Origin of the sequence: Thiocystis violacea (genome assembly GCF_016583565.1) — a bacterium.
GTDB lineage: Bacteria > Pseudomonadota > Gammaproteobacteria > Chromatiales > Chromatiaceae > Thiorhodococcus > Thiorhodococcus violaceus_A.
This window is the reverse complement of sequence record NZ_NRRF01000023.1, coordinates 1-12,997: the sequence shown is the minus strand read 5'-3', so window position 1 is coordinate 12,997 and position 12,997 is coordinate 1. Positions and strand designations below refer to the sequence as shown.

Below are 12,997 nucleotides of genomic sequence, written 5' to 3'. Positions count from 1 at the left end.
CAGGGCATCCTCGGACACCAACATGCGTTCGAACGCGTGGAGCCGCGTCCAGATCTGGATGGCCTTGGGCGCAAACCAGCGATTCGAGAGGGGCGTGATCAAGGGTGCGCTGGCGTGCGCTTGGGGGCGATCGAAAACGTCCGATGCCTGAGACGGCGGATGTGGTTCTCGCCGTTGGTGGGGGGGCGCAGGGAATCTGGCTTCAGGAGGTCCTGATGGGCTCTCAGGTGGAGCCCATCAGCATTCCTGCTGTCCAGTCTTGAGCGACGCACGACTGGCCCATTGGCCACCGTACGCGATCAGGAGGATGATGCCTCTCCGCGCCGGTAGATACGGACGGTGTCACCTGTTTTCAAACGGTTGTCGGCAAGATGGTTCCAGCGCCGAATATCGGAGGGGCTGACACCATAGCGACGCGCGATCGTCGAAACGGAGTCACCCTTGCGGACCCTGTGGTTGACCAGATCCGGGGAGGCGCGGCGGGCCGGGATGTTGAGCGTTTGGCCGGGAAGCAGCGGCTCGCGCGAGGAGATGCCGTTCCATTCGGCCAGGGTCTTGAGGTCCAAGCCATGCCGCAGTGCGATGGCCGCGAGCGTTTCGCCATTCTTGACGACATGCGCTTGAACGTCGTTGAGGGAGGATGCGGCGAGCGCAGGCTGACGCTGCTGGATGCGAACGGCGCCGCGGGATGTGGCGGGTGCTCCGGTGGGGCCGACCTCGATCTTGGAGGAGGCAGCGCTGATCTTACTGCCATGGCCAGCCGGGACCATGAGCTTGGAGATGCGCGGACCGCCATTCTTGCCCATGTTCACCCCGGGATTGAGGCGCTTGAGCTCGGAGATGTCGACACCGCTGGCCTTGGCGACCCGGACGAGATCCATGGGCTCGCTGGCGCGGATCATCTCCATCTGCAGGGTGTCGGCAATCGCCGGCAGCCGCTGGCCGTATTTGCGTGAATCCGCGACCAGCTTGGCCGTTGCGAGAATCTGGGGAACGTAGTTCTGGGTCTCTTTCGGCAGATTGAGCGACCAGAAATCGGTCGGTTTTCCCTGGCGTCGATTCGCCGCCTGGGCGGATTCGATCCGCCCGGGACCGCAATTGTAAGCGGCCATCGCCAGCTCCCAGTCGCCGCCGAAGCGCTTGCTCAGCATCTCCAGGTAGTCCATGGCGGCTCGGGTGGAGGCGACCACGTCGCGACGCTCGTCATAGCCGCCGTCGAGGCGCAGGCCCATCTCGCGTGCTGTATAAGGCATGAACTGCCACATGCCGGCAGCTGCCTTCGGCGAGGTCGCCGAGGGGTTGTAGCGACTTTCCACGTGTGGGAGGAGCGCAAGCTCCATCGGAAATCCTCGACGCTCGATCTCGGCGACGATCACCGGTAGATAGGGCGAGGCCCGCTGGGACATCTTCTCGAGGAACCTGGGGTCGCGGCGAAAGCGCTCCACCGTGCTGTCGATGCGTGAATCCGCGCGCAGATCGAGCTGCATGCCAGCGCGCACCCGATACCAGAGATCGCCGCGCTGATCGCGGCTTGCGAGCCGCGTTTGAGCAGAGACCCTGACGTCGTTGGCGGGTCTTACATAACCGTACTCGCGGGCCGACACCGCACCCGCGTAGGCGCCATAGTAGCCGCCCTCATCGATCGCTGTGACATCTGTCTTGGCGGCGCAGCCGGCAAGGATTGGCAAGGCGAGGGCACTCAGAACAATGGCTGAGCGCCGCAGAAGGCTGACTTCTGACATGAGAACCCCGGTCGAATGTTTGTAACTCTTTGTTCGAGCGAAACATTATGATATTTGCCTCCGCATCATACGCAAAGCCTTGCGTTAATTCCAGACCCGCTGCGCGGATACTGGCCATTTGCCGTCAGGACATCGACGACGTTCACGGTTACCATGTGCTCCCACACGAGGCACCTGCATGACTGTCGAACCCGGCTCCGTACCGTCGCTCCGAGCATTGGACGAGTGGTTTCGTTCACCCCTTGGCGGGGAAGTGGCGAGGTTGGAATCTGCCTCGATTCAGCGTTTGCTGGCCAATACCTTCGGCTACTATCTGGTCCAGGTCGGTGTGTCGGACGGTTTCGACGCGGCGCTCGCGTCGAGTCGCATCCGGCATCGGATTCGTCTGCCCGTCGCGTCGTTTCCTGAGTGCGCGAGTCCTGCGTGCGCGAGCGGCAGCATCGTCGGGCTCCCGGCGCAGTTGCCGATTGCTTCCGACAGTGTCGACGCCGTGCTCCTGCCACACACGCTGGACTTCTCTCCCGAGCCGCGGGCCGTTCTCGACGAGGTCGAGCGTGTGCTGATTCCGGAGGGTCGCGTCATCGTGGTGGGGTTCAACGCACTCAGCGCCTGGGGGGTGCGCCGCCTGTTGTGGCGGTCCAAGGGGCGTCTGCCCTGGTGCGGACGGTTCTACCTGGCCTGGCGTGTCGAGGAGTGGTTGGGCGAGCGTGGGTTCGATATCGAGGTGCGAGAGTTTCTGATGTTCTGTCCCCCGTTTGGAGCGATGGTTGGGCGCCGCTGTGCAGCCTTGGACACCTTGGGTCGGCGTCTCTGGCCCTTTTTCGGCAGTATCTATGTGATCCGCGCCGTCAAGCGCGTCGCCACACTGACCCCGGTCAAGCCGCTGCGCGCCAAGCCGAGCGCCTTGCTTGCGGGCCGTGCCGTTCGTCCGACCACGCGGGGGACGGGGCATGCCTGAGTGCGTCGAGGCATTTACGGACGGCGCCTGCAAGGGCAACCCGGGTCCGGGCGGATGGGGCGTGCTGCTGCGCTGGGGTGAGGTGGAGAAGGAGTTGTGCGGTGGAGAGTCCGAGACGACCAACAATCGGATGGAGCTGATGGCCGTCATCGTCGCCCTCGAATCCCTGAAGCACACGACCTGCATCCAAATCACGACGGACTCGCAGTATGTCAAGCGCGGCGTCGGTGAGTGGATGCCGCGATGGAAACGCAACGGCTGGATGACCGCCGAGCGCAAGCCCGTCAAGAACAAGGATCTCTGGGAGCGGCTCGATGCCGCCTTGGCTGGGCATGAGGTGAGCTGGCGCTGGGTCAAGGGGCATGCGGGTCATGCCGAGAACGAGCGCGCCGACGCGCTGGCCAATCGTGGAATCCCGCAACGGAGTCGTCGCTGATGCGTCAAATCGTCCTCGATACCGAGACCACAGGGCTTGAACCTCGGGAAGGTCATCGAATCATCGAGATCGGCTGCGTCGAGCTGATCGATCGGCGCCTGACCCATAACAACTTCCACCAGTACCTGCAGCCGGATCGGGAGATCGACGCCGGCGCCGAGGAGGTGCACGGGATCAGCAATGCCTTCCTGGCCGATAAGCCACGCTTCGCCGAGATCGCCGAGCGTTTCGTCCAGTACATCGAGGGCGCCGAACTCATCATTCACAACGCCCCCTTCGATGTCGGGTTCCTCGATCATGAGCTGCGGCTCTGGCGCAAGGATGTCCCCGCCATCGCCGACCTCTGTGAGGTGACAGACACCCTCGTCATGGCGCGCAAGCTCCATCCGGGGCAGCGTAATGGCCTGGACGCCCTCTGTAAGCGTTACTCCGTGGATAACTCGCACCGCGAGCTGCACGGCGCCTTGCTCGATGCCGAGATTCTGGCGGACGTCTACCGCGCGATGACCGGTGGGCAGGTGGCCCTGCACCTCGGTGGCGATCCCCTGGAGGAGACCGGCTCCGAGGCGCGGTTGCAGCATCGCGGGCGCATCGACCCGAATCGGCCGCGGTTGCGGGTCGTGCGCGCCGATGCGGCGGCCTGTGAGGCCCACGCCGAGCGGCTTGCAGCCATTGCGGCTGCCAGCTCGGATGGCTGTCTCTGGCTTCGCGAGGAGAATGGCTGAAGGCTGATGGCGGGAGCGAGGCTAGCCTGGCTGTTGCTGCTGGCGGCGACCCTGGTCCGAGCCGACGACGAGTGTCTCTAGCGCGGGAAGGTTGAGAAGTTGGATGTGTTTGCGGTCGACCTGCATGAGGCCGTCTTCCTGGAATCGGGTGAAGAGTCGGCTGACGGTCTCGACGGCGAGCCCGAGGTAGTTGCCGATTTCGTGCCTGGACATGCTGAGGTAGAAGTCCGATGGCGAGAGGCCACGCTTGTGCAGTCGCTGCGAGAGGCTCAGCAGGAAGGCGGCGAGGCGCTCTTCGGCGTTCTTCTTGCCGAGCAGTAGGAGCATTTCCGTATCCTGACTGATCTCCTTGCTCAGCAACCGGTACATCTGGTGCTGCAGGCTGGGGATGCTGGCCGTCAGCTCCTCAAGGTGAGCGAAGGGGACTTCGCAGATGGCGGAGGTTTCGAGCACCCGCGCGGAGCAGGCATGGATGTCCTTATCGATGGCGTCGAGACCGATGAGTTCGCCGGGCAGGTGGAAGCCGAGCACCTGCTCGCTGCCTTCCGGACTGGGTGCGAAGGTCTTTACGGAACCGGTCTTCACGACATACAGGGATCTGAAGCGATCGCCTTCGCGGAAGAGGTAATCCCCGCGGTGCAGGGGTCGCGCCCGTTTGACGATGTCGTCGAGTCGCTCCACGTCCTCCTGGCTAAGTCCCATGGGAAGACACAACGACGACAAGCTACAGTTCTTGCAAGCGACGCGTATGGTTTCTAGCGAAATCACTTTTTGCTGGCTCAAGAGACCGTCCTCAATCGCATTCATCGACGGTTCGACAAAGGGGCGAGTGTTTGATCTGGATCAAAACTTATTATTTTGTAACCTGATCGATATCAGATTACAAGAGCATTAAAGCGTGTACGGCCGTGCTCGGCCGACGACCTTCGACGGGCTCCGCAAAAGCCGCCGACAGCGTGCCATTCATGAGCGTCTGGATTGAGCCCATGCGGCCATTTTGGTAAGTTGTGCGGCTATTCGGGCCACTACTCTCGACCCTCCCTCTGCTTCCTATGACAAAGTTTATTTTTATCACCGGCGGTGTCGTCTCATCGCTGGGAAAAGGTATTGCCTCAGCCTCGCTCGGGGCCCTGCTCGAAGCCCGTGGGCTTCGGGTCACCATGATCAAGCTCGACCCCTACATCAACGTGGATCCGGGCACCATGAGCCCCTTCCAGCATGGCGAGGTGTACGTCACCGACGACGGCGCCGAGACCGATCTGGACCTTGGGCACTACGAGCGTTTCCTGCGCACCCGCATGGGGCGCAACAATAATTTCACGACTGGACAGATCTACGAGAGTGTCATCCGCAAGGAGCGCCGGGGCGATTACCTGGGCCGCACCGTCCAGGTGATTCCGCACATCACGGACGAGATCAAGCAGAGCATCCGTCTGGGCGCGCAGGGCGCGGACATCGCCATGGTCGAGATCGGCGGCACCGTGGGCGACATCGAGTCGCTGCCCTTCCTGGAGGCGATCCGTCAGATGCGGGTGGAGGAGGGGCGTGAGAATGCGCTCTTCATGCACCTGACCCTGGTGCCCTATATCCGCACCGCCGGCGAGATCAAGACCAAGCCGACCCAGCACTCGGTGAAGGAGCTGCGCTCCATCGGTATCCAGCCGGACATCCTGCTGTGTCGTGCCGAGCACAATCTCCCCGACGACGAACGGCGCAAGATCGCGCTCTTCACCAATGTTGCGGAGGACGCCGTCATCTCCGCGGTGGATGCCGACAACATCTACCGCATCCCGCGCCTGCTGCACGCCCAGAAGCTCGACGAGCTGGTCGTGCGCCAGTTCGGGCTGACCGTGCCGGAAGCCGACCTCGGCGAGTGGGATCGGGTGCTCGAGGGCTTCGATCACCCCTCTCAGTCGGTGCGCATCGGAATGGTCGGCAAGTACATGCACCTGACCGAGGCCTACAAGTCGCTCTCGGAGGCGCTGGCGCATGCCGGCGTCCATACCGGGACCAAGGTGAAGATCCTCTATCTGGACTCCGAGGAGATCGAAAAGAACGGCCCCGGCTGTCTCGAGGGGCTGGATGCCATCCTGGTTCCCGGCGGCTTCGGCGAGCGCGGTATCGAGGGTAAGATCGCGGCGGTGCGCTATGCGCGCGAGCATCGCATCCCCTACCTTGGCATCTGTCTGGGGATGCAGGTGGCGGTGATCGAGTACGCGCGCCACGTGGCCGGTCTGGAAGGGGCACACAGCACCGAACTCGACCGTCAGTCGCCACATCCCGTCATCGCCCTCATCAAGGAGTGGCGCGACGAGCACGGCAAGGTCGAGACGCGCAGCGCGGAGGACGACTTGGGCGGCTCCATGCGTCTGGGCGGCCAGAACTGCCGGCTCGAGCCGGGCAGCCTGGCCCGCGCGGTCTACGGCAAGGCGCAGGTGCGCGAGCGCCACCGCCACCGCTACGAGTTCAACAATGGCTACCTCCATCAGCTGCAGGACGCCGGGATGCGTTTCTCCGGGTGGTCGCTCGACAGCCGTTTGGTCGAGATCATCGAGATCCCCGACCATCCCTGGTTCATCGCCTGCCAGTTCCATCCGGAGTTCACCTCGACGCCACGCGATGGACACGCGCTCTTCACCGGCTTCGTCCAAGCGGCCCTCGAGCAGCGCGCACGGGTTGGAGACAAGGCCGCATGATGCGGCTCGGCCCATTCGAGGTCGGAATCGACCGCCCGCTCTTTCTCATTGCGGGACCCTGCGTCATCGAGAGCGAGGCATTGGCGCAGGAAACGGCCGGGGCGCTCAAGGAGATGACGGACGCGCTCGCCATCCCCTTCATCTACAAGTCGTCGTTCGACAAGGCCAATCGCTCCTCGGGCAGCAGCTTCCGTGGACCTGGCCTGGAAGCCGGGCTCAAGATCCTGGAGTCGGTCAGGGAGCGGATCGGCGTGCCCGTGTTGACCGACGTGCATGAAGACACGCCGCTTGGCGAGGTCGCGGACGTCGTGGATGTGCTCCAGACGCCGGCCTTCCTCTGCAGGCAGACCAACTTCATCCAAGCCGTGGCGAGCCAGGGCAAGCCGGTGAATCTCAAGAAGGGTCAGTTCCTGGCGCCTTGGGATATGCGCCATGTCGTCGAGAAGGCGCGCGCGACCGGCAACGACCAGATCATGGTGTGCGAGCGCGGCGCCTCCTTTGGCTACAACAACCTGGTTTCGGATATGCGTGCCCTGGCGGTGATGCGCGAGACCGGTTGTCCGGTGGTCTTCGATGCGACCCATTCCGTGCAGCTGCCGGGCGGACAGGGGGATCGCTCCGGCGGCCAGCGCGAATTCGTCCCGGTGCTCGCGCGCGCGGCGGTGGCGGCTGGGGTGGCGGGGATCTTCATGGAGACCCATCCGCGTCCGGACGAGGCCCTCAGCGACGGCCCCAATGCCTGGCCGCTCGGGCGCATGCGTGAGCTGCTCGCGACCCTGGTCGAGCTGGACCGTCTCGTCAAGACGGGCGGCTTCGCGGAGCTTCAGGGGGACCCGGCTCGAAGCGCCTGAACGCCTGAACGCCTGAGAGACTGCGGGTTCTCGCGGGTGCGGCGAATGCGTCGCTTGCATGGCAGCGAGTCCGTCGGAAGGCCGACTCGCAGGTGTTACCGTCTCATCGCAATTCGGTCAGGATACGTCGGTCTTTGCAGGGTGCTTGAGGATGATGGAGGCGTCGGCGATCGGATCGGGCAATCCCGCCATCGAACCGTCCGCCAATCCTGCGAAATCCTTTCGACCCTGGCCATGTATCCTAGCCATGGTTTGGCAGGCAGCGACGCCATGTCCAGGCCGAGGCAACCCGCCTCCTGGCTCTGAGGGTTTGACTCGCTCGCCTTGCCGCTCACAGTCCTTTCGTTTTTTCCTTGCTTTGGAGAACCAGACTATGTCTGAAATCGTCGATGTTCGCGCACGCGAGGTGTTGGACTCACGTGGCAATCCCACGGTTGAGGCCGATGTCATCACGGCTGACGGCGCCATTGGCCGAGCCATCGTCCCTTCCGGCGCCTCCACGGGCTCGCGCGAGGCACTCGAGCTTCGCGATGGCGACAAGTCCCGCTTCGGCGGCAAGGGTGTCCTCACGGCCGTTGGCAACATCCAGGGCGAGCTGCGCGCGGCCGTGCTCGGGATGGAGGTCGCTGATCAGCAGGCGCTCGATCGCCGCATGATCGAGCTGGACGGCACCGACAACAAAGCCCGCCTCGGCGCCAATGCGCTCCTGGGCGTGTCCCTGGCCGCCGCCCACGCCGCCGCGCAGGAGAAGGCGCTGCCGCTCTTCATGTCGCTCTCGGGCGGTCCCTACAAGCTGCCCGTGCCCATGATGAACATCATCAATGGCGGCGAGCACGCGGACAATAGCGTGGACTTCCAGGAATTCATGATCATGCCCGTCGGTGCCCCGAGCATCCGCGAGGCCGTGCGCTACGGTGCCGAGATCTTCCACGCCCTCAAGGCCGTCCTGCATGGCCGCGGGCTTGCCACCTCGGTGGGTGACGAGGGCGGTTTCGCCCCCGATCTGCCGTCCAACGAGGCCGCGATCGAGGCCATCCTCGAGGCCATCGAAAAGGCGGGCTTCAAGGTCGGCTCGGACATCTATCTGGGCATGGACGTGGCCGCCTCCGAGTTCTACGAGGGCGGCAAGTATGTCCTCAAGGGCGAGGGTCGTACCCTCGATTCCGACGGCATGATCGATCTGCTCGACCAATGGGTCTCCAAGTACCCGATCCTCTCGATCGAGGACGGGCTCGCCGAGGGCGATTGGGACGGTTGGAAGCGCCTCACGGATCGTCTGGGAGGAAAGACCCAGATCGTTGGCGACGACATCTTCGTCACCAACACGAAGATCCTCAAGGAGGCGATCGACAAGGGCGTTGCCAACTCCATCCTCATCAAGGTCAACCAGATCGGCACCCTGACCGAGACCCTGGAGGCCATCGCGATGGCGCATGGCGCCGGCTATACGGCGGTCGTGTCCCACCGCTCCGGCGAGACCGAGGACACGACCATCGCGGACTTGGTCGTCGGCGCCTGCACCGGCCAGATCAAGACCGGCTCGCTGTCACGCTCGGACCGCGTCGCGAAATACAATCAGCTGATGCGGATCGAGGACCAATTGGCGGATGAAGCCGTCTATGCGGGTCGCGACGCCTTCAAGTGGATCTGATCCCGTCATGTCTCGCCCTGGGTCCATGCGATCCAGGGCGCTAAGCCAATAGGCCCCGCGATGCGCTGGCTGTACCTCTTCCTGGTCGTCCTGTTGGGCGCCCTCCAATACCGGCTGTGGGTCGGGGAGGGCAGTTTGGCCGATCTCCATGGCCTCGAGCAGGAGATCGCCCTCCAGGAGGCCGAGATCAAGCGGCTGAGGGCGCGCAATCAAGAGCTTCAGGCCGAGGTCGAGGACCTGGACGCCGGCCTGGAGGCGGTGGAAGAACGTGCGCGGAGCGAGCTCGGAATGATCAAGCCCGGCGAGACCTTCCTTCAGGTCATCGAGCCGCCCAAGCCGGAGACGACGCCATGACGCCCGCGGTCAGACTCTGGGCCATCCTGCCCGCCGCCGGGGTGGGGCGCCGCATGGGCAGCGCCATCCCGAAGCAGTATCTCGAGCTTGCGGGTCGGACCGTCATCGAGCACACCCTGGCGCTGTTCGTCAGCCACGCGAGGATCAGCGGTGTCGTGGTCGCCCTGGGGCCCGAGGACGGCTACTGGAACGCCACGGCCTATGCAACGCATCCCAAGGTCGTGCGAGCCATGGGCGGGGCCGAGCGCTGCCATTCCGTGCTCAATGCCGTGATGGCGCTGGACGGTCGCGCCGAGGATGAGGATTGGATCCTGGTCCATGATGCCGCGCGCCCCTGCCTGCGTCTGGAGGATCTGGATCGGCTCGTCGACAGCCTCCTGGATGATCCTGTCGGCGGGCTGCTCGGCATCCCGGTGCGCGACACCATGAAGCGCGCGAAGGGCGGCCAGCGCATCGACGGGACCGTGGACCGCTCGGGTCTCTGGCATGCCTACACGCCGCAGATGTTTCGCCTGGGTCTGTTGCGCCATGCCCTGCGGGACGCCCTGGCCGCCAATGACCTGGTGACCGACGATGCCTCGGCGATCGAGCGCCTCGGGCATGCCCCGCGCCTGGTCGAGGGACACGCGGACAACATCAAGATCACGCGGGCGGAAGACCTTCCGCTCGCCCATTTCTACCTGCGGCAGCAAGGTCGTATCGACTGATGCTGTTGCCGCCACCGCAGAGGTCGTCCGCTCGCTGGCGTTCGCGGCAGGGCCATTCGGCACCGCTGGAGATCCCGAGTTGGCGGCTGGAGACTCAGCCATGTTGATCGGTCAGGGCTTCGATGCCCATCGTTTTGCGCCTGGTCGCCCCTTGCTGCTCGGCGGAGTCGAGATCCCGCACGACCAAGGCATGCTCGCCCACTCGGATGGTGATGTCCTCATCCACGCCCTCTGCGATGCCCTGCTGGGCGCGGCCGGACTCGGCGACATCGGGCGTCACTTCCCGGATACCGACGACGCCTATGCGGGCATCGACAGCCGCATCCTGCTGCGGCGCGTCATGGAGAGCCTGCGCGAGCGCGGGCTCGCCGTGCACAACGCCGACATGACCATCATCGCCCAGCGCCCCAAGCTCGCCTCCCACATTCCGGGCATGCGGGAAGTCCTGGCGGGCGACATGGGCTGCGACCCGGCCCGTGTCAACGTCAAGGCGACCACCATGGAGCAGATGGGCTTCACCGGTCGTGGCGAGGGCATCGCGGCGTCCGCCTCCGTTCTGCTAACCGAGTCGGGGAGCTGAGCGCGGTGCTCGATCCCCGCGACGCGCCCCAGATGCCCGATCCCGGGATCCCCGGCTGGACCCGCGTTCCCGACCTGCCGCGTGCCCATGGTGAGCCGCTCGCCCAGGGTCGCATCCGTGTCGCAGCGGAGGATTTTCAGGTCGAGGAGATCCTGGGTTTCGATCCGGACGGGGAGGGCGATCACCTCTTGCTCTGGGTCCGCAAGACGGGCGCCAATACCGAGTGGGTGGCCCGCAAGCTCGCGGCCTTGGTACAGGTTCCCGCCTCCACGGTCGGCTACGCCGGCCTCAAGGATCGCCATGCCGTCACCCTCCAGTGGTTTTCCGTGCCGCGACCGCGTGAGGGCCGCCCCGACTGGGCGAGTCTCGAGCCCCTGGGTATCGAGGTCTTGGCTGAGCATCCACATCGGCGCAAGCTCAAGCGCGGCGCACTCGCCGGAAATCGCTTTCGTCTGCTGATTCGTGATTTCGCCCCCGCGCCCGATGCGCTCCAATCCAGGCTGCGCCAGATCCGCGAGCGTGGTGTGCCGGGCTATTTCGGTGAACAGCGCTTCGGGCACGACGACGGCAATTTGCTCCGCGCGCATGCGCTTCTGTCTGGCGCAGCTGGGCGTGTCCCGCGCCACGAACGGGGTCTTTGGCTCTCGGCCGCCCGCTCGCAGGTCTTCAACGAGGTCCTGGCCGAGCGGGTGAGGCGTGGGAGCTGGGACCAGCCCCAACCCGGCGATTGTCTCCAGCTCGATGGCAGCCACTCTCACTTCGTGGCGGAGACGATCGACGACACCCTGGTTGCGCGCGCCGCCGCCATGGATCTGCACCCCAGTGGTCCGCTCTGGGGCGAGGGCGAGCTGCCGACCCGCGGCCCCGTGTCTCGGCTCGAGGAGGAGGTCGTTGCGCCTTTTTCGGTCTGGCTCCAAGGGCTCGCCCGTGCCGGCTTGACGCAGGAGCGACGTGCGCTGCGGTTGCGTGTGGACGACCTGACGGCGACGGAGTCGGACGCGGGCCTGATCCTGGAGCTGCGCCTGCCCGCTGGCGCCTACGCCACCACGGTGCTCCGCGAGCTCCTTCTCTACCCATGATTGGCGCGCCTGGCGTGCCGACTTTGCGATGCAGTTCAAAAAAGCCTTGCCCTCCTTGTGGCTAGGATGGTCAGGGCGAGCGCGTATAATATTTTTCAAAAAGAACCGGTTGCGGCAGTCTATCGGGAAACAGCCTCAGGAGGTTCCCATGTCTGCCAGTATTGTCGATCATTTCGCCCCCCTTAACGACCCGCGCGTCGAGCGCCACAAACGTTATCCGCTCATGGAAATTCTGTTGCTGGTGGTCTGCGCGATGCTCAGTGGCGCCGAGGGTTGGGAAGCGATGGAGGAATTCGGCAAAGAGAAACTCGAGTGGTTGCGCAAGTTCGCACCGTTTGCCAACGGGATTCCCTCGCACGACTGTATCGCCAGCGTCATTTCGCGGCTAAATCCCAAGACCTTTCAAGCCTGTTTTGTCAGTTGGACGCGCGCGATCAGCGCGGTCACCGACGGGGAGATCGTGGCCGTCGACGGCAAGAGTGCACGTGGCTCGCGTGATCGCCGCCGCGGCAAGGCGGCGCTGCACATGGTCAGCGCCTGGGGGAGCCGCAATCGACTGGTGCTGGGGCAAGAAGCCACCGAGGAGAAATCCAACGAGATCACAGCCATCCCGAAGTTGCTGGAACTCCTTGAGCTCAAAGGCTGCATCGTCACCATCGACGCGATGGGCTGTCAGACCAAGATCGCCGAGCAGATCATCGAGCAGGGTGGCGACTACGTCCTCGGACTCAAAGGCAATCAGAGCACGCTCCGCGACGAGGTCGAGGACTTCTTCGACACCGCGCGTGCCGGTGAGTTTGCGGGTGTTGCCTACGATTACACCGAGGAGACCGACAAGGACCATGGGCGCCTGGAAGTGCGCCGGTACTGGATCACCGAGGAGCTGGGCACCCTCTCGGAAAGCGCACAGTGGAAGGGCCTGCACAGCATCGGCATGGTGGAGCGCGAATGTTGGATCGGAGAGCATCACAGCCTCGAACGACGCTTTTTCATCAATTCCATCCCGGCACGGGCCGGGCGTTTTGCCGAGGCGGTGCGCGGCCATTGGGGGGTGGAGAATCCCCTGCACTGGCGTTTGGATGTCCTCTTTCGCGAAGACGCCTGCCGCATCCGCAAAGGCCATGCTCCAGCGATTCTGACCTCGATCCGTCACCTTTGCATGAATCTGCTGGAACAAGAGCCCTCCAAGCAGCGCATGTCCAAGAAGCGCCGCAAGGC

The 12,997-nt window shown here is 64.4% G+C and carries 13 protein-coding genes; 11 read left to right on the top strand and 2 right to left on the bottom strand.

What is annotated here, in order from left to right; all coding sequences use genetic code 11:
- Positions 1 to 299: 299 nt before the first annotated feature.
- Complete coding sequence (locus CKO23_RS11230) at positions 300 to 1,742, bottom strand: LysM peptidoglycan-binding domain-containing protein (RefSeq protein ID WP_200331060.1); 1,443 nt, start codon at positions 1,740 to 1,742, stop codon at positions 300 to 302.
- Between the two features lie 253 nt (positions 1,743 to 1,995).
- Between CKO23_RS11230 and CKO23_RS11225 the strand changes: the two genes are divergently transcribed.
- The 3 genes from CKO23_RS11225 to dnaQ are packed head-to-tail and all read left to right on the top strand — an operon-like array spanning position 1,996 to position 3,861.
- Positions 1,996 to 2,700, top strand: coding sequence for a class I SAM-dependent methyltransferase (locus CKO23_RS11225; RefSeq protein ID WP_346014599.1), 705 nt, complete (start codon positions 1,996 to 1,998; stop codon positions 2,698 to 2,700).
- Complete coding sequence (gene rnhA / locus CKO23_RS11220) at positions 2,693 to 3,136, top strand: ribonuclease HI (protein WP_200331049.1); 444 nt, start codon at positions 2,693 to 2,695, stop codon at positions 3,134 to 3,136. The genes CKO23_RS11225 and rnhA overlap by 8 nt, the downstream gene beginning before the upstream one ends.
- The gene (gene dnaQ, locus CKO23_RS11215; protein ID WP_200331047.1) at positions 3,136 to 3,861 is read left to right on the top strand and encodes a DNA polymerase III subunit epsilon; all 726 of its coding nucleotides are present in this window, start codon (positions 3,136 to 3,138) and stop codon (positions 3,859 to 3,861) included. The genes rnhA and dnaQ overlap by 1 nt, the downstream gene beginning before the upstream one ends.
- Before the next feature lie 21 nt (positions 3,862 to 3,882).
- Here the strand turns inward: dnaQ and fnr are convergent, their stop codons facing one another.
- Complete coding sequence (gene fnr / locus CKO23_RS11210) at positions 3,883 to 4,644, bottom strand: fumarate/nitrate reduction transcriptional regulator Fnr (protein ID WP_200331045.1); 762 nt, start codon at positions 4,642 to 4,644, stop codon at positions 3,883 to 3,885.
- Between the two features lie 269 nt (positions 4,645 to 4,913).
- On the opposite strand from fnr, the gene CKO23_RS11205 reads away from it, so the two are divergent.
- From CKO23_RS11205 to CKO23_RS11170, 8 genes are all read left to right on the top strand, one after another.
- A complete protein-coding gene (locus tag CKO23_RS11205; protein WP_200331043.1) occupies positions 4,914 to 6,557 on the top strand; it encodes a CTP synthase in 1,644 nt (547 codons plus the stop codon).
- On the top strand, positions 6,554 to 7,408 hold the full coding sequence (kdsA, locus tag CKO23_RS11200; protein ID WP_242482367.1) for a 3-deoxy-8-phosphooctulonate synthase: 855 nt from the start codon (positions 6,554 to 6,556) through the stop codon (positions 7,406 to 7,408). The genes CKO23_RS11205 and kdsA overlap by 4 nt, the downstream gene beginning before the upstream one ends.
- A 373-nt stretch (positions 7,409 to 7,781) precedes the next feature.
- Entirely contained in the window at positions 7,782 to 9,059 is a 1,278-nt protein-coding gene (eno, locus tag CKO23_RS11195) for a phosphopyruvate hydratase (protein ID WP_200331041.1), read from the top strand.
- Positions 9,060 to 9,119: 60 nt separating this feature from the next.
- Positions 9,120 to 9,413 carry a cell division protein FtsB gene (gene ftsB / locus CKO23_RS11190; protein WP_200331039.1) on the top strand — a complete coding sequence of 98 codons (294 nt, stop codon included), beginning with the start codon at positions 9,120 to 9,122 and terminating at the stop codon, positions 9,411 to 9,413.
- Entirely contained in the window at positions 9,410 to 10,120 is a 711-nt protein-coding gene (gene ispD / locus CKO23_RS11185) for a 2-C-methyl-D-erythritol 4-phosphate cytidylyltransferase (protein ID WP_200331037.1), read from the top strand. Before ftsB ends, ispD begins: the two co-directional genes overlap by 4 nt.
- A 100-nt stretch (positions 10,121 to 10,220) precedes the next feature.
- The gene (ispF, locus tag CKO23_RS11180; RefSeq protein WP_200331035.1) at positions 10,221 to 10,700 is read left to right on the top strand and encodes a 2-C-methyl-D-erythritol 2,4-cyclodiphosphate synthase; all 480 of its coding nucleotides are present in this window, start codon (positions 10,221 to 10,223) and stop codon (positions 10,698 to 10,700) included.
- A gap of 32 nt (positions 10,701 to 10,732) precedes the next feature.
- Positions 10,733 to 11,779 (top strand): tRNA pseudouridine(13) synthase TruD, encoded by a 1,047-nt coding sequence (gene truD, locus CKO23_RS11175; protein WP_200331149.1) that lies wholly within the window; start codon positions 10,733 to 10,735, stop codon positions 11,777 to 11,779.
- Positions 11,780 to 11,927: 148 nt separating this feature from the next.
- The coding region (locus CKO23_RS11170; protein ID WP_200331033.1) for an ISAs1 family transposase at positions 11,928 to 12,997 on the top strand (1,070 nt) is incomplete at its 3' end.